The sequence below is a fragment of the Serratia sp. 3ACOL1 genome (assembly GCF_003668775.1).
In the GTDB taxonomy this organism is placed as follows: domain Bacteria; phylum Pseudomonadota; class Gammaproteobacteria; order Enterobacterales; family Enterobacteriaceae; genus Chania; species Chania fonticola.
Genome location: NZ_CP033055.1, coordinates 2,482,539 through 2,499,739 on the forward strand (window position 1 = coordinate 2,482,539; position 17,201 = coordinate 2,499,739).

General features: G+C 53.8%; 14 protein-coding genes and 1 tRNA gene. 11 read left to right on the plus strand and 4 right to left on the minus strand.

Annotation, left to right across the window (positions count from 1 at the left end):
- Nucleotides 1–210: 210 nt before the first annotated feature.
- The 5 genes from D9980_RS11150 to yejF all read left to right on the plus strand — a co-directional run bounded on the left by D9980_RS11150 (nucleotide 211) and on the right by yejF (nucleotide 7,467).
- Complete coding sequence (locus tag D9980_RS11150; protein WP_121607325.1) at nucleotides 211–1,800, plus strand: cyclic di-GMP phosphodiesterase; 1,590 nt, start codon at nucleotides 211–213, stop codon at nucleotides 1,798–1,800.
- Nucleotides 1,801–1,934: 134 nt separating this feature from the next.
- Nucleotides 1,935–3,743 (plus strand): extracellular solute-binding protein, encoded by a 1,809-nt coding sequence (locus D9980_RS11155; protein ID WP_024484954.1) that lies wholly within the window; start codon nucleotides 1,935–1,937, stop codon nucleotides 3,741–3,743.
- 10 nt (nucleotides 3,744–3,753) lie between these two features.
- A complete protein-coding gene (locus D9980_RS11160; protein ID WP_046808369.1) occupies nucleotides 3,754–4,848 on the plus strand; it encodes a microcin C ABC transporter permease YejB in 1,095 nt (364 codons plus the stop codon).
- Entirely contained in the window at nucleotides 4,845–5,870 is a 1,026-nt protein-coding gene (locus D9980_RS11165; protein WP_121607326.1) for an ABC transporter permease, read from the plus strand. Before D9980_RS11160 ends, D9980_RS11165 begins: the two co-directional genes overlap by 4 nt.
- A 1-nt stretch (nucleotide 5,871) precedes the next feature.
- Nucleotides 5,872–7,467, plus strand: a complete 1,596-nt coding sequence (gene yejF, locus D9980_RS11170) for a microcin C ABC transporter ATP-binding protein YejF (RefSeq protein ID WP_121607327.1) — start codon at nucleotides 5,872–5,874, stop codon at nucleotides 7,465–7,467.
- A gap of 9 nt (nucleotides 7,468–7,476) precedes the next feature.
- Here yejF and D9980_RS11175 read toward each other — a convergent pair whose 3' ends face one another.
- The 3 genes from D9980_RS11175 to rsuA form a co-directional block, all read right to left on the minus strand.
- Nucleotides 7,477–7,821 carry a YejG family protein gene (locus D9980_RS11175; protein WP_021805874.1) on the minus strand — a complete coding sequence of 115 codons (345 nt, stop codon included), beginning with the start codon at nucleotides 7,819–7,821 and terminating at the stop codon, nucleotides 7,477–7,479.
- 936 nt (nucleotides 7,822–8,757) lie between these two features.
- Nucleotides 8,758–9,954: a Bcr/CflA family multidrug efflux MFS transporter gene (locus D9980_RS11180; RefSeq protein WP_121607328.1), complete on the minus strand. Its 1,197-nt coding sequence runs from the start codon at nucleotides 9,952–9,954 to the stop codon at nucleotides 8,758–8,760.
- Nucleotides 9,955–9,984: 30 nt separating this feature from the next.
- Nucleotides 9,985–10,698, minus strand: a complete 714-nt coding sequence (gene rsuA, locus D9980_RS11185; RefSeq protein ID WP_121607329.1) for a 16S rRNA pseudouridine(516) synthase RsuA — start codon at nucleotides 10,696–10,698, stop codon at nucleotides 9,985–9,987.
- Nucleotides 10,699–10,983: 285 nt separating this feature from the next.
- Between rsuA and D9980_RS11190 the strand changes: the two genes are divergently transcribed.
- Both D9980_RS11190 and rplY read left to right on the plus strand, forming a co-directional pair.
- Entirely contained in the window at nucleotides 10,984–12,741 is a 1,758-nt protein-coding gene (locus tag D9980_RS11190; RefSeq protein WP_121607330.1) for a DEAD/DEAH box helicase, read from the plus strand.
- Between the two features lie 150 nt (nucleotides 12,742–12,891).
- Entirely contained in the window at nucleotides 12,892–13,176 is a 285-nt protein-coding gene (gene rplY / locus D9980_RS11195) for a 50S ribosomal protein L25 (RefSeq protein WP_024486231.1), read from the plus strand.
- 150 nt (nucleotides 13,177–13,326) lie between these two features.
- Here the strand turns inward: rplY and yejK are convergent, their stop codons facing one another.
- Nucleotides 13,327–14,331 carry a nucleoid-associated protein YejK gene (gene yejK, locus D9980_RS11200; RefSeq protein WP_024486230.1) on the minus strand — a complete coding sequence of 335 codons (1,005 nt, stop codon included), beginning with the start codon at nucleotides 14,329–14,331 and terminating at the stop codon, nucleotides 13,327–13,329.
- A 161-nt stretch (nucleotides 14,332–14,492) separates the two neighbouring features.
- Between yejK and D9980_RS11205 the strand changes: the two genes are divergently transcribed.
- From D9980_RS11205 to D9980_RS11220, 4 genes are all read left to right on the plus strand, one after another.
- The gene (locus D9980_RS11205) at nucleotides 14,493–14,720 is read left to right on the plus strand and encodes a YejL family protein (protein ID WP_021805879.1); all 228 of its coding nucleotides are present in this window, start codon (nucleotides 14,493–14,495) and stop codon (nucleotides 14,718–14,720) included.
- 9 nt (nucleotides 14,721–14,729) lie between these two features.
- The gene (gene yejM, locus D9980_RS11210; RefSeq protein ID WP_121607331.1) at nucleotides 14,730–16,514 is read left to right on the plus strand and encodes an LPS biosynthesis-modulating metalloenzyme YejM; all 1,785 of its coding nucleotides are present in this window, start codon (nucleotides 14,730–14,732) and stop codon (nucleotides 16,512–16,514) included.
- A gap of 76 nt (nucleotides 16,515–16,590) precedes the next feature.
- Nucleotides 16,591–16,667, plus strand: a tRNA-Pro gene (locus tag D9980_RS11215).
- A gap of 203 nt (nucleotides 16,668–16,870) precedes the next feature.
- Complete coding sequence (locus tag D9980_RS11220; RefSeq protein ID WP_121609006.1) at nucleotides 16,871–16,939, plus strand: DinI-like family protein; 69 nt, start codon at nucleotides 16,871–16,873, stop codon at nucleotides 16,937–16,939.
- Nucleotides 16,940–17,201 lie beyond the last annotated feature (262 nt).

Here is a 17,201-nt window from a genome sequence, read left to right on the forward strand (position 1 = left end):
TATCACAGTGCCATAAACCACGCAACGGTTGAAAAAATAGCCTATTATCGTCAAGTGACATGCCATTTCGTAACGCGCTATTTACGCTATGTCTAAACAGACAGCCTCAGTGCGAGCCAAACGAATAATGACGCAGGCAGGATCGGTGGGATATATTAATCACCAGCAATATAACAATAATATTTTTATGCTGCGCTCAGGGGGCGAGTAATGGGATTGAAGGGAGCATTTGCACGCCATGCGTCCAACACACGGCGTAGCCTGACTAAAAGCGCTATTGTCGCGGTCGTTTTCTTCATTGTGTTTACCTCTGTTACTTTATTTCTGATCAATCATCAACGCTCGCAATATCAGCATAAAATCGAAAACCGTACGCAAAAATTTGCCGTTAATTACCTCGATCATCTGCAAGAAATGATGCAACAAATCATGCCGCTTACCGGTAAACCCTGCGAACAGGCCCAGTCCGATCTGACCTACCGTGCCGCTTTTACCGCCGGCGTACGCACCTTTGTTCTGGTAAAAGACGGTTTTGCCTATTGCTCCTCGGCAACCGGTAACATGATGCTGCGGATGAGCCATATTTATTCCGAGATCGACTGGCATAAACCACTGGATATGGCATTACAACAAGGCACGCCGATGGTGCCCGGAAAACCGGCGATTGCCGTGTGGCTGCGCCAACCAGGGCCAGGCAATACCGGCATATTAGCCACGCTGGATCTCACCCTGGCCCCCTACCTGCTGCTCAGTTCACGTGATAGAGATACTCCCGGATTTGCCATCGTGATTGGAGGGCATGCGGTAACCACCTTCAGTTCGAATATGCTGCCACTAGCGCAATTACCTAAAAGCCACGCCAGCCAGCTAGCCGTCCCGGGCTATCCACTGAGTATGATCTTCTATCACCAATCCCTGACGGCTAACGATATCCGTTTGACCGTGCTGGGTAGCCTGGTGCTTTCCCTGATGGTGGGCGTGCTGTATTACTACATGCAGATACTGCGTCAAAGCCCCGAACGCGCGCTGATGAGAGGCATCAAACACAATGAGATCTTTGTTGAATATCAACCGGTGTTCCACTCCGCAACCAACACTATCGCCGGCCTTGAGGCATTGATCCGCTGGCAACATCCCACCGAGGGGCGCATTCCACCCGATCTGTTTATCCCCTATGCCGAAAGCGAAGGGTTGATCGTAGCGCTGACCCGCCACCTGTTCCGTAGGATCGTGGCCGATATCCCGCAATTGGTGCAAGCTCTGCCACGGGGAGCAAAACTGGGCATCAATCTTGCCCCTTCCCACCTTAATGCGCCTTCGTTCCATGACGATATCACCGAGCTGCTGGCTAAGTTGCCGGCCGACTATTTCACCGTGGTGTTTGAAATCACCGAGCGCGGTATGGTGGAAGAACAAAACGCCTTGGAAGAGTTTGATTGGCTACATCGCCAAGGGGTTGAAATCGCAGTAGATGACTTTGGTACCGGCCACAGCGCCTTAATCTATCTACAACGCTTTACCCTGGATTACCTCAAGATCGACCGCGGTTTCGTCAATACCATCGGCCAGGATACGGCGACCGCTCCCGTCCTGGACGCTGTGATCTCGCTGTCTAAAAAACTGAAAATGCTGACCGTGGCGGAAGGCGTTGAAACCGCCGAACAGGTGAATTTTCTGCAAGAACGCGACGTTAATTTTATGCAGGGCTATTATTTCAGTAAGCCACTGGGTATTGAGGAGTTTGTGGCCTTTTGCCAGAATAAGGCCGTTTTTGATTATCGGGCCGCAGTTAACCCCTGATATTTAAACTTCTTTACTCAGAAAACCAGCCTGAAATGCTATGCTACCGGCTGGATTAATTGACTTATATCCGACGTATTTCAAACCATGGCTTGAAAGGCGACGGGTATAGATAGCAGGAGCTTACCGTAGAGATGTCCGTACGCATTTTTGCTGCCTTGGTGCTTTCGGCACTCAGTTTTAGCATGCAGGCCGAAACCCTTAATGAAAGCTACGCTTTCGCCACGCTCGGTGAACCGAAATATTCCACCGACTTTAGCCATTTTGACTACGTGAACCCAGCGGCCCCCAAGGGCGGCGACGTTCGGCTGGCAGCCATCGGCACCTATGATAACTTCAACCGTTTCGCCTTGCGCGGTGTACCCGGTGAAAGAACCGGGGAACTCTACGATACGCTGTTCACCAGCTCGGACGATGAACCTTCCAGCTATTATCCGCTGATTGCGGAATCGGCTCGTTACCCGGCAGATATGCGTTGGATGGAGCTGGATATCAACCCACGCGCGCGCTTCCATGATGGCAGCCCGATCACCGCCGCCGACGTGGCTTTCACCTTCAACAAATTTATGACCGAAGGGGTGCCGCAATTCCGTTCGTCTTATAAAGGCGTCACGGTCAAGGCCATCTCCCGTCTGACTGTTCGCATAGAACTTCCCAAACCGGATAGAGATCAGCTACTCGGCCTTTTAAGCCTGCCGGTGATGCCAGAAAGCTTCTGGAAAGACCATAAACTGAATGAGCCACTGACTGTTCCCCCACTAAGCAGTGGCCCTTATAAAATCAGCAGCTACCGATTGGGCCAATATATTACCTATGAGCGTGTACGTGACTATTGGGCCGCCAATCTGCCGGTGAATCGTGGGCGCTATAACTTCGATACGCTGCGTTACGACTATTACCTGGACGATAAGGTGGCGCTGGAAGCCTTTAAAGCCGGGGCTTACGATTTCCGCGTCGAAGGCTCGCCAAAAAGCTGGGCCACCCAGTATCAGGGCGGCAACTTCGCTCGCAACTTCATCATCAAACAGGATGAAACCAATCAGGCGGCACAGAATGCCCGCTGGTTAGCGTTCAATATCCAGCGCCCGATTTTCGCCGATCGCCGGGTTCGGGAAGCCATTACCCTGGCCTTCGACTTCGACTGGATGAACAAGGCGCTGTATTACGATGCCTATCAGCGCGCCAACAGCTATTTCCAGAATACCGAATACGCGGCCACCGGCTACCCAGACGCTGCGGAACTGGCCTGGCTGGCCCCGCTGAAAGGCAAAGTGCCAGCAGAAGTGTTTACCTCGATCTATCAGCCTCCAACATCCGACGGCAGCGGCAATGACCGGGCTAACCTGCTGAAAGCCACCGAGTTGCTTAAACAGGCCGGTTGGGAAGTGAAAAACCAGCAGTTGGTTAACAGTCAAACCGGTAAACCCTTTACCTTTGAACTGATGTTGCCGAGTGGCAGCAATTTCCAATATGTACTGCCTTTCCAGCACAACCTGAAGCGGTTGGGTATCGATATGCAGATCCGTGAGATCGACATCAGCCAATTCACCCGCCGTATGCGCGAGCGTGATTTTGATATGATGCCGAGGGTCTACCCCGCTATGCCGTTCCCCAACTCCAACCTGCAGATCTACTGGGCCACAGAATATCTGAATTCCAGCTACAACAGCCCTGGCGTCAGCGATCCAGCCGTCGATGCCCTGATAGAGCAGATCATGAAGCATCAAGGGGATGAAAAAGCGTTGCTGTCCCTTGGCCGCGCACTGGATCGGGTGTTGACCTGGAACATGTATATGCTGCCGATGTGGTACTCCAATCACGACCGTTACGCCTATTGGGACAAATTCTCTTCGCCAGCGGTACGCCCGGCCTATTCGATCGGGTTCGACAACTGGTGGTTCGACGTCAACAAGGCGGCACGCTTGCCGGCGCAACGGCAATAAGGAGCCTCAGGTGGCCGCTTATCTGATACGCAGATTACTGCTGGTGATCCCCACGCTGTGGGCGATCATCACCATTAACTTTTTCATTGTGCAAATCGCCCCCGGTGGGCCGGTCGATCAGGCCATTGCCTCCATTGAGATGGGGCAAACCAGCGGTTTTGGCGGCGGTGGCGCGGGTGAAGGCCTTGGGCATATGAAGGCTGGCGCGGGCAACGTGACCGAAGGCCAATACCGTGGCTCACGCGGCCTGGATCCCGAGGTGATCGCCGAGATCACCAAACGTTACGGCTTCGACAAGCCGCTGCACGAACGCTATTTCACCATGCTGTGGAACTACATGCGCCTCGATTTCGGCGATAGCCTGTTCCGCGGTGCCTCGGTGATGCAACTGATCGGCCAGAGCCTGCCAGTCTCCGCATCCCTGGGGCTGTGGAGTACGCTGATCATCTATCTGGTGTCGATCCCGCTGGGGATCCGCAAAGCCATCCACAACGGCAGCGCCTTTGACACCTGGAGCAGCACACTGATTATCATCGGCTACGCCATTCCGGCATTCCTGTTCGCCATCCTGATGATCGTGCTATTCGCCGGTGGCAGCTATCTGGACTGGTTCCCGCTGCGCGGGCTGGTTTCCAGCAACTTCGACACGCTGCCGTGGTACGGTAAAATCACCGATTATCTGTGGCACATTACCCTGCCTGTGCTGGCAACGGTGATCGGTGGCTTTGCCGCCCTGACCATGCTGACCAAAAACTCGTTTCTTGACGAGATCCGCAAACAGTACGTGGTCACCGCCCGCGCCAAAGGGCTGGACGAGAAGAAGATCCTTTACCGCCACGTGTTCCGTAACGCCATGCTGCTGGTGATCGCCGGTTTCCCGGCCACCTTTATCAGCATGTTTTTCACCGGTTCGTTGTTGATCGAAGTGATGTTCTCGCTCAACGGCCTTGGTCTGCTGGGCTACGATGCTACCCTGCAACGCGACTATCCGGTGATGTTCGGAACGCTCTACATATTTACCCTGATCGGCCTGCTGTTGAATATCGTCAGCGATATCACCTATACCCTGGTCGATCCGCGCATTGATTTCGAGGGCCGTCAATGAGCCGCTTAAGCCCCATCAATCAGGCCCGCTGGGCACGTTTTCGCAGCAACCGCCGTGGTTACTGGTCGCTGTGGATTTTTCTGGCTGCCTTTGCGCTCAGCCTGGCCGCCAACCTGATCGCCAACGACCGGCCGTTGCTGGTGCGCTATGAAGGCCGGCTGTATGTACCCTTTATGGTCAACTATAGCGAAAAGACCTTCGGCGGGGAGCTGAATACCACTACCGATTTTCAGGATCCCTTTGTTATCAAGCAGATTGAGCAACACGGCTGGGCCATCTGGGCCCCGATCCGCTTTAGCTACAACACCATCAACTTTGCCACTGAAGTGCCCTTCCCGTCCCCACCGTCACGCCAGAACCTACTCGGCACCGACAGTAATGGCAGCGATGTGCTGGCCCGGGTGCTGTACGGTTTCCGTATCTCAATGCTGTTTGGGTTGGCACTAACGCTGTGTTCCAGCGTGATTGGTATCTGTGCGGGAGCGACGCAGGGCTATTACGGCGGCCGATTCGATCTTTGGGGGCAACGGCTGATCGAGGTCTGGTCGGGGATGCCGACGCTGTTCCTGATCATCCTGTTGTCCAGCATCATCCAACCCAATTTCTGGTGGTTGTTAGGCATCACCATCCTGTTTGGTTGGATGAGCCTGGTGGGCGTAGTACGTGCCGAATTCCTGCGTACCCGCAATTACGACTACATTCGTGCCGCCAGAGCGATGGGCGTGCCGGATCGCGTGATTATGTATCGCCATATGCTGCCTAACGCCATGGTGGCCACGCTGACCTTCCTGCCGTTTATTCTTTGCGGTTCGATCACCACCCTCACCTCTCTCGATTTCCTCGGCTTCGGCTTGCCGCTCGGTTCGCCTTCGTTGGGTGAGCTCCTTTTACAGGGCAAAAACAACCTGCAAGCTCCGTGGTTGGGCATTACCGCCTTCCTGGTACTGGCGGTGCTGCTCTCACTGTTAATCTTTATCGGCGAAGCGGTGCGCGACGCCTTCGACCCAAGCAAGGCGCATTAATATGACCACTCCTCTGCTCGCTATTCAGGATCTCAGCATCGCCTTCCGCCAGGGAGGCAGCTTGAATCAGGTGGTCAACGGCGTCTCGTTACAGGTGGAACAAGGGGAAACGCTGGCGTTGGTGGGTGAATCAGGCTCAGGCAAAAGCGTCACCGCCCTCTCCGTGCTGCGGCTGTTGCCTTCCCCGCCGGTGGTGTATCCCGGTGGGGATATTCTGTTTAACGGCAACTCACTGTTACATGCATCAGAAGCCGAACTGCGCAAAGTACGTGGCAACCAGATCTCAATGATATTCCAGGAGCCGATGGTGTCGCTCAACCCGCTGCACACCATCGAAAAGCAACTGGCCGAAGTGCTGATGCTCCACATGGGTATGCGCCGTGACAGCGCCCGCGCCGAAATTATTCAGTGCCTGGATCGGGTGGGAATACGTAACGCCAAAGGGCGCCTGAAGGACTATCCCCATCAACTCTCCGGCGGAGAACGTCAGCGAGTAATGATCGCCATGGCGGTGTTGACCAAGCCCAAACTGTTGATTGCCGATGAGCCGACCACCGCGCTAGACGTGACCATTCAAGCGCAGATCCTGATGCTGCTGAAAGAGTTAAAGCAGGAGCTGGGGATGGGATTGCTGTTCATCACCCACAACCTGAACATCGTGCGCCGGTTGGCGGATAACGTGGCGGTAATGCGCCAAGGGTTGTGCGTAGAGCAAAATAGTCGTGACGGCCTGTTTAGCGCCCCACAGCACGCCTATACCCGTCAGCTATTGGCTGCGGAAGACGTGGGCAAGCCTCTGCCGCTACCGGCCAGCGATAAGCCCATGCCGCTGCTGAAAGTGGAACACCTGCAGGTCAGCTTCCCGATCAAACGTGGCCTGTTACGGCGCATTGTCGATCAGAACTACGCGCTGAAAGATCTGAGCTTCGAAATACAGCCTGGGGAAAGCGTGGGGCTGGTGGGTGAATCGGGTTCAGGCAAGAGCACGACTGGCCTGGCACTACTGCGCCTGTTGAGCTCCAAAGGTGCGATCTGGTTTGATGGCCAACCGCTGCATCAGTTCAATAACCAGCAGATGCTGCCTTACCGCAGCCGGATGCAGATCGTGTTCCAGGACCCCTATTCCGCGCTGAATCCACGCCTGAACGTGCTGCAAATCATCGCCGAAGGTCTGGAGATCCACCAGCAACTGACCGCCGAGCAACGCGAACAGCGGGTGATTGAGGCGTTGGAGGAAGTCGGATTGGATCCGGCCCTGCGCTATCGTTATCCCACGGAGTTTTCCGGTGGGCAGCGCCAGCGTATCGCCATTGCCCGCGCGCTGATCCTGCAACCACAGCTGTTGATCCTGGATGAACCGACGTCCTCGTTGGATAAATCAGTGCAGGCGCAGATCCTGACGCTACTGAAGTCGCTTCAGCTTCGTCACCGGCTGGCCTATCTGTTTATCAGCCATGATTTGCAGGTGGTACGATCGTTGTGCCATCAGGTGATCGTACTGCGTCAGGGAGAAGTCGTGGAGCAGGGTGACTGCCAGACGATTTTCAACGCACCTGCTGCTGCCTATACGCAGCAGTTATTGCAGTTGGTTGATTAGCGGCATCATTCAGAAGGGGTACTGCGCGCTGAGCTGCTCGGCAATCGCCGCGCCGACGTTTTTCAAGCGGCACATGGCGGCACTTTCATCACATTGATGAACGAACAGGCAAGGCTCGCCTTCCCATTCAACGATGGAGCAGTTGACCTGGATCTCTTGCAGAGACAGGTTGAGCTGCTGCATGACCCGCCAGGCTTCACGCCCGTCATGGCTGAGCAGCTTGAGGCCGATCAGATCGTTATCTTCGTCTATGCCGCTAAGCGGAATCGGTTCAACCTTGCTGCCGGTAAAACCTGATAGCCAACGATAACTTTGCGGCAAGCGATGCACTACCGAAAGCTGGAAACTATCCACATGAAATCCCTAGTATGAAAAGATGAAACACTTTTTACATCACAGGATGTCTTAGTTATAGCCGGGATAATCCGACTTTGCTGCCCACAAATGTTATTTTTAAGTAAAATTTGCAACAAACAATTAACCACATCCTGCGCTTGCTGATATCACTCAGTTTTTCTCCACCGTAGAAGGTTCTCTCACGGCGTTTTGCGACTCAGCTCGCATTTTTGCGTTATATGTAACCCTTTCCCGCCGCGATCTCAACATTTTTTTCTTGCAATGCGGTTACTTTACAATCGGTATAATTTTACATTGTGCAAACATCTCGCTCAAACACCTGAGGCAGGTTAAATCAATAATATTTTGATTTAAAACAATATTAGCCTGATTAGCCGCCAAGGAAACGCCCTGTTAGCCAGCGGGTTGCACCTCTGGCCACCTGGGAAAGTAACTCTGCCATATTTAACAAAAAAACTACAGTTCGTTTGATTGCCGTTTAGTTAGCCTGCATATATTTAGCAACAAACTTAAACTTGCAAGCAGGTAGATTGGGGTCTAATTGCATTTGATCTCCCTCACCCCAATCCTCTCCCCGAGGATAGGGTACTGGCCCGGAGCTGTAATCAGGTGCGAGAGCCAATCTGTGGTGCGCATCAAGGGCGGAGGTCAGGTACAGGACTTAACATATGGCACATTCGTTGGAAGAGCCAATGTGAGCTCAGTAACGATAAAACAACTCGATCGGTCCCCTCTCCCTGTGCTGTCTCTTATACACAACTCGGCATCTTACTGTTTTTTATGGGAATTATTTCAAGCAAATCAATAGGGCACTCGGAAAAATTCTCTTTAAAATCAGCCTGCTATGTTTCTCAAATTACGGCCATTTGACCGCAACTTGAGATGTGTATAAGAGACAGCTCCCTGTGGGAGAGGGTTAGGGTGAGGGGCTAATCAGGCAGGATTATTGCGCGGACGGCTGGCATAAAAATAGAACAGCACCGCCACGATGCTGCACAGGGCCATAGATGAAACCATCGGCCATGCGCTCTTACCTGGGGCCAAGGACAGTATTGCCCCGACCAGCGCGCCTATGCTGAAGCGCAACGTCCCAGCCAGCGAAGAGGCTGTTCCCGCCATATGGGGGAAATCGTCCAGGATCACCGCCATCGCGTTAGACGAGATCATGGCGATACAGCCGAGATAAACCGCCACCCCGAGCACCAAAGCCCAGAAACCCAGTCCGCTGGCGGTGACGGCCAGCAACCACACCCCCATCGTCAATTGCACAAACAGGCCTAGGCGGAACATTTTAACCGCCCCCAGGCGGCGCACGTTGCGGCTATTGATCAGGGTCGTCAGGAACAGAAACACGATGTTCAGCGCAAAGTAATAACCAAAATGCTGCGGTGAAACGTTATTCAGCTCGATATAGACAAATGGCCCGGCGCTGAGGAAAGAAAACATCCCGGCAAACGAGAAAGCACTGGCCAGCATATAGCTCAACACGCGTTTGTGGCGGAACAACGAGCCGAAATTCCTGAGCGTGGTGAGCAAATGGAATTTTTGCCGCCGCTCCTTGGGCAACGTCTCCTTGATAAAGAACGCCACCAGTACCGACCCCAACAGCGCCGCAGCCCCCATGGTCCAGAAGATGGCATGCCAGCTGAACCATAGCAGCAGCACGCCACCGATCATCGGAGCCAGCAATGGCGCAATGGTCATCACCAGGATCACGAACGACATCATGCGTGAGAACTCGTCCTTGGTGAACATGTCACGCATCAGGGCGTTGATCACCACGCTTGCCGCCGCTGCGGCCAGCCCGTGCAGGAAGCGCAGGTTGATCAGTTGCTCTACCGATTGGGCCATCGCACAGGCCCCACCGGCGATAGCAAAAATCAGCGTGCCCCACAGGATCACCGGTTTGCGACCAATGCTGTCGGACATCGGCCCATAGAACAATTGGCCAACGGCAAAGCCCAGCATATAGGCGCTGAGCGTCATCTGCACCCGGCCAGACTCCACGCCAAACTCCTGGGCGATTATCGGCATGCTGGGCAAGTACATGTCGATCGCCAGCGGCATCAGCATGGACAGCAGGCCCAGAATAAAGATCAAACCGAGGTGAGAGGTCCGGTTCTGTTGCACGTTCAACGACTCCTTGGTCGGTCGCAAAAATTAATCCAGCAGGTGCGGTGCGCCTACGCTGGCAATCTCTTCTTCGGTCAGCGGGCGATATTCCCCCGGTGCCAAATCGTGATCCAACACAATGGCACCAATGCACTCACGGTGTAATTCGATGACCCGATTACCCACTGCTGCAAACATGCGCTTCACCTGATGGTAACGCCCTTCGCTGATGGTGAGGCGCACCAGGGTATCTTCGATTTTTTCCAACTTCGCTGGCTTGGTCAGATTTTTTTCGTTATGCAGCTGCACGCCTTGCTCGAACTGCTGAGCGGTATCAGCGGCCAACGGATGTTCCAACGTCACCAGATAGGTTTTCTCACACTCGTGGCGCGGTGAGGTGATACGGTGCGACCACTGGCCGTCATCGGTCATCAGTACCAGGCCGGTGGTATCAATATCCAGCCGCCCTGCCGCATGCAGCTTGTACGCGACGGGTTCATCCAGGAAATAGAGCACGGTTGGATGATCCGGATCGTCGGTAGAGCACACATAGCCCTGTGGCTTATTGAGCATGAAATAACGTGGCCCGTTCAGCTGTGACAACACGTTGCCATCAAACCGCACTTCCTGTTCCGGAGCCAGCTTGAGCGCCCCGCTCTTGACCACTTCACCGTCTACGGTGACACGTTTTGCACGGAGTTCACGCGCTACCAGCGCGCGGCTGATACCCAACTGCTGAGATAAAAACTTGTCCAGTCGCATTGAATCTGCTTTGCCTGTCGTTGTTATGATCGCATTGATCTGGTTGCTAAATATGACGCCCCGTTGTCGCACCAGGTGCAAAAAACAGGTTCGAAGAGGATGTTCGCGTAGGGAAGCCGCTTAGTATAGCGACGGAAACGATGCCATAACAGGGGTAATTTCCATGCTTCTCGCACTGCGTAGCCGCAGAGGGCATAATAATAGAAATTTTTCCGCCGTCTGAGGAGCAAAATGTCACAATTTCAGTGGAATGTTACAGCCCACTTCAGCGAGCGGTACTAACGCATGGCTTTTACCCTACGCCCCTATCAGTTGGAAGCGGTCGACGCCACCATCAAGCATTTCCGCCAACATCCGGAACCGGCCCTGATCGTGCTGCCAACCGGCGCGGGCAAAAGCCTGGTGATCGCCGAGTTGGCAAAACGCGCCCGTGGCCGGGTGTTAGTGCTGGCCCACGTTAAAGAGCTGGTGGCGCAAAACCATAGCAAATACCGCGCTTACGGCCTAGAGGCCGACATCTTCGCCGCCGGGCTTCAGCAAAAAGAGAGCAGCGGTAAGGTGGTGTTTGGCAGCGTGCAATCGGTAGCACGTAATCTATCGCTGTTCGACGGCGCATTTTCCCTGCTGATCGTCGACGAATGCCACCGCATCAGCGACGATGACGACAGCCAATACCAACAGATTATTCAACACCTGCAAAAAACCAACCCGCAGTTGCGCCTGCTTGGGCTGACGGCCACCCCTTACCGGTTGGGCAAAGGCTGGATCTATCAATATCACTACCACGGTATCACCCGTGGCGACGGCAACAGTCTGTTTCGCGACTGCATTTATGAACTGCCGTTGCGCTATATGATTAAACACGGCTTCCTGGTGCCGCCAGAACGGCTGGATATGCCGATCGTGCAGTACGATTTCAGCCGCCTGGAGGCCAGAAGCAACGGCTTGTTCAGCGAAGTGGATCTTAACCGCGAGCTGAAACAGCAAAACCGCATTACGCCACACATCATCAGCCAGATCGTCGAATACGCCGAAACCCGCAAAGGCGTAATGATTTTTGCCTCCACGGTCGAGCATGCCCGTGAAGTGTATGGCCTGTTACCAGGTGGGGAAGCGGCTCTGGTCAGTGCCGAAACGCCGCCAGGCGAGCGTGACGCGCTAATCGAAGCCTTTAAGCAACAGCAGTTGCGCTACCTGGTTAACGTGGCGGTGCTGACGACGGGTTTCGACGCACCGCATGTCGATCTGATCGCTATTTTGCGGCCCACCGAGTCCGTCAGCCTGTATCAGCAGATCGTCGGGCGCGGTTTACGGCTGGCCCCAGGCAAGACCGACTGCCTGATCCTGGACTACGCAGGCAATCCCCACGATTTGTTCACGCCGGAAGTAGGCGTTAGCAAACCCCACTCAGACAGCCAACCGGTGCAGGTCTTTTGCCCTGGCTGCGGTTTTGCCAATCTGTTTTGGGGCAAATGCACCGAGAACGGCGACATCATCGAGCACTATGGCCGCCGCTGTCAGGGCTGGCTGGAAGATGATGAAGGGCATCGCGAGCAGTGTGACTACCGCTTCCGTTTCAAATGCTGCCCGCACTGCGGCGCAGAGAACGATATTGCGGCACGCCGCTGTCATCAGTGTCAGGAAGTATTGGTCGATCCGGACGATATGCTGAAGGCCGCATTGAAGCTGAAGGATGCGCTAGTCCTGCGCTGCGGCGGAATGGAACTGCAAAGCGGCAAGGACGACAAAGGGGAATGGCTGAAAGCCACCTATTATGACGAAGATGGCACCAGCACCAGCGAACGGTTCCGCCTGCAAACGCCCGCACAACGCAAGGCCTTCGAGATGCTGTTCCTGCGCCCGCACCAACGGGCACCAGGCGTCCCCTTCAGTTGGCAAAACGCGGCGGACATTCTGGCTCAGCAGGGGCTGTTGCGCCATCCAGACTTCGTCGTCGCGCGCAAACGCGGCCAGTTCTGGCAGATACGTGAAAAAGTTTTTGATTATCAGGGTCGCTTTCGCCGTGCCAATGAGCTGTATTAAGCCCGTGCGGCAGGTTTTCATTGCCCAGAGAGCGGCTTTCCGTTAAAATGCCGCCCGCTTTACCTGGGTTCGCCCAGTGTGAAAGCAGGTTATCGAGCCTGTTACTGGGTCGCCTGTAGCAGGGTAAATTTTCTTTTAAGAGAAAAAACAATGTTCACTATCAACGTACAAGTACGTAAAGACCAGGGTAAGGGTGCGAGCCGCCGCCTGCGTGCAGCAAACAAATTCCCAGCTATCATCTATGGTGGCGAAGAAGCTGCGATTGCTATCGAACTAGACCATGATTCTGTAAAGAACATGGAAGTTAAACCAGAATTCTACAGCGAAGCAGTAGTTTTGGTTGTCGACGGTAAAGAAACCAAAGTTAAGGTTCAGGCTGTACAGCGTCACCCGTTCAAGCCAAAACTGGCTCACATCGACTTCGTTCGCGTTTAATCGCTACGTTATCGATTTTCGGGACGCCGAAGTGAAAAACGCCGCAATTGCGGCGTTTTTTATTGGCCGCTACATGACAATGCAGGGGCGGTTAAACGGGCGCAGCATATGAACTGCGCCCTACGGTCGAACATGCTGTACCCGCTTAACTTATTTGCCGCCCGTGCGACGTTGCAACTGATCGCGCAGATTCGGTGGCGTACCTCTGATCGTCAGGGTATCGGTGGCCGCATCCCAGAAAATCCGCTCCCCCAGCAGCATCGCATCAAAGTTCAGGCTGATACCGCCGCCGCTGCCGGCAAATTTGGTCAATTGGCGTAACGTGCCGCGATCCGCCGGGAAGCTATCTTCCAGCTCGTAGCCCTGCTCGCTGGAAAACTGCAGGAAATCCTTCTCGCCCACCGGGGCTATCTCTTTCGACAGTTCCTGCAGCTCGATCTCTTCACCGGCCTGCAACTGCTCATTACAGTAGCTGTAAACCTGCTGACGTACCGTCTGGCGTTCGTGTTTGCCTAGTTGAGCATCGGCACAGTAATCATCCACCGCCTGTAACAAGCCACGGTTTTGCGCTTTGGTATCCAGCCCTTCCGACGCCGCCAGGAAATCCATAAAGAAATCGGAGACCTTGCGCCCTACCCGCCCTTTGAGGAATGTCAGATAGCGAGTCGATTGCGGGTTGGTTTCCCATTCGGTCAGATCGATACGCGCCACAATGTCCGCGTGGTTGATATCCAGATAGTGGGTGGTGCGGATATCCAACTCTTCATTGACACGCGTACTGTTGCAACTGTTCAGCACCGTGATCAGCAAGTATTCCACCGCCAGATAGCGGTAATGGGCGAACAGCACCACGCCACCGTCGGCAAACGGATATTTGGCCAGCTCGTCGCGCAGACGGCCGGTGGCAGCACGGCTAAATGCGAGGAAGTCGTCATCACCCTTACGGCAGTTACGCAACGCGTCCGCCAGTTCGCTCTGCTCGTTGAACAGGCCGTAAGCCTTACTCTTGGCGCTGTAAACGCGATGCAGCTCTGCCATCATCTCTTCCACCGCCGCATTGGTGGTAAGAAGGGAATCGCGCAACACCACTTCCAGCGTCTGCTCATCGCGTTTTACCAACTGGTGCAGTGCAATCTGCTCGATATCCAGACTCATGATCAATCCTCCTGTTCTTTGAGCGCGTATTCAAGCACTGACGAAGCCGAAAGACAACGGGCATGGCAATGCCTTAACGATCTTCACGCTATAAAAGAGCGGAAAATCACGGCCCCATACGGTAAGATATGGGACTTTGTCGAGCTTTGAGCACAATATTTATGCCACAATCATCTCGTTATAGTGACGAACACGTTGAACAACTGCTCTCTGAGCTGGTCAACGTTCTGGAAAAACACCATACTCCCACCGATCTCTCTTTGATGGTACTGGGCAACATGGTAACCAATTTGATCAACACCAGTATTGCTCCCGCACAGCGGAAGACACTGGCCAGATCGTTTGCTGAAGCCCTGCAGGCTTCTATCCGTGAAGATAAAGCGCATTAATAATTACTTATGGTGACAAACCGTCAGCGTTATCGTGAAAAAGTCTCCCAGATGATTAGCTGGGGGCACTGGTTCGCCTTATTTAATATTCTGCTCAGTATCGGGTTGGGCAGCCGCTACCTGTTTGTTACCGACTGGCCGTCCTCACTGCTGGGGCGAGTCTATGCGTTGGTCAGCCTGATTGGGCAGTTCAGCTTTATTGTCTTTGCCGCCTACCTGCTGATCATCTTCCCGCTCACCTTTGTGGTGATGTCGCAGCGCCTGCTGCGATTTATTTCCGCGACGTTGGCCACCACCGGGCTGACGTTGCTGCTGGTCGACAGCGAAGTGTTTACCCACTTCCACCTGCACCTTAATCCGGTGGTGTGGGAGTTGGTCATCAACCCGGACCAAAGTGAGCTGGCGCGCGACTGGCAACTGGTGTTTATCGCCGTACCGGTGATATTCCTGATTGAAATGCTGTTTGCCACCTGGAGCTGGCAGAAACTGCGCAGCCTGAACCGGCGCAACTTCGGTAAGCCGCTGGCGGTGCTGTTCATCTGTTCGTTCTTTGCTTCGCACCTGATTTATATCTGGGCGGATGCCAATTTCTATCGGCCGATCACCATGCAGCGCGCCAACTTGCCGCTCTCTTACCCCATGACCGCGCGTAAGTTCCTGGAAAAACACGGCCTGCTCGATCAGCAAGAATATGAGCGGCGCCTGATGCAACAGGGCAATCCAGAAGCGGCGGCCGTTGAATACCCGCTCAATAGCCTGAACTACAGTGATAAAGGCAGCGGCTACAACCTGCTGATGATCGTGGTTAACGGCGTGCGTACCCAGGATCTGGCGCAAGACATGCCCGGCCTGAGCCGCTTTGCCCAGGAAAATATCCGCTTCAGCGACCATTACAGCTCCGGTAACCATGCGGACACCGGCCTGTTTGGCCTGTTCTACGGTATTTCGCCTACCTATCTGGATGGCATTCTGGCCGGGCGCAAACCGGCTGCGTTGATTAGTGCACTGAGCGATCAAGGCTATCAGTTTGGCCTGTTCTCTTCAGACGGTTTCAACGCCACGCTTTACCGCCAGGCACTATTGACCGATTTCTCGCTCCCGCCGGAACCGTTCGTGCAGAGCGATGCTGCCACCACGCATCAGTGGCAGAGCTGGTTGGCCACTCAGAGCGGGAATAGCCCTTGGTTCTCCTATATCAATTTCAGCGGTGCAAAATTCCCAGAAGGCGACAACAAGCTCTCGCCGGAAGCCTTTACCCAGCTCTATCGTACAGGCGCGAAAGACGTCGATGCCCAGATTGATCAGGTGCTGGCAACGCTGAAAGAAAAAGGCCTGCTGGATAAAACCGTGGTGGTGATCACCGCCGAGCACGGCATAGAGTTCAACGATACCGGCAAAGGCAATTGGGGAGCGGGCAGCAGCTTTAACCGCAGCCAGTTGCAGGTTCCGTTGGTCATTCACTGGCCAGGCACGCCAGCACAAACCATCAATAAGCTGACCAATCATAACGATGTAATGCGTACGCTGATGCAACGTCTGCTGCATGTGAAAACACCGGCTAATGACTACTCGCAGGGCGAAGATCTGTTTGCCGCACAGCGTAAAAACAATTGGCTCGCCACCGGTGACGGCAGCCAGTTGGTGATCACCACGCCAACACAGACGCTGACATTGGATGGCAATGGCACCTACCGTGCCTACGATCAAGACGATAACGAGATCAAAGACGAGAAACCCCAGCTAGCCCTGCTGTTACAGGTGCTGACCGATGTAAAACGCTTTATCGCCAACTAAACTGCTTAAATCTAGAGCAATCGGTGAGGTAGCTGCTTGAATTTACATCTGAAAACGGTAGTATAGGGTTCTGCGTCGGCATGTAGCGCAGCCTGGTAGCGCACCGTCATGGGGTGTCGGGGGTCGGAGGTTCGAATCCTCTCATGCCGACCAAATATTTATAGAAAAACCAACCACTTATGGTTGGTTTTTTTATGCCTTGAATTTGGCTATGGTAAAATTGCCGGCGAAATGAGTGATTCAGTTCAATACGTCTATACAGTACTGAGCCTCTTTTACCAAGTCTGCTTATCCTATGTTTTAACTTCATCTTTCCGTTTTAGCCTCATTTATGTCCCATAACAACATAAAGTCTGATGACACCGGCAGATAGAAAAGCGATCGAGGAAATACTGCAGGAAACGTGGGAAAGTGCTGATGAATGATTTCAGACGTGAAAATTGCAAATTCGCGGATAGTGACTATATTTCATAACTTGATGCCACCACGGAAGGATTTTTTCTTGAAGTCAGACATCGACACCGATATTTTAATCACAGTAGTTCTTCTGATATCGGCAGCTGCTTTCAACATAATCACTTGGTGGGTGTGGCATTAATTCTTCTAAATAGGGCCGCACTGAACATGACTGTTAGCTTAACTAACGGGTAACCATCGAGTGCGGAGCGCTACCCCTATATCGGCAAT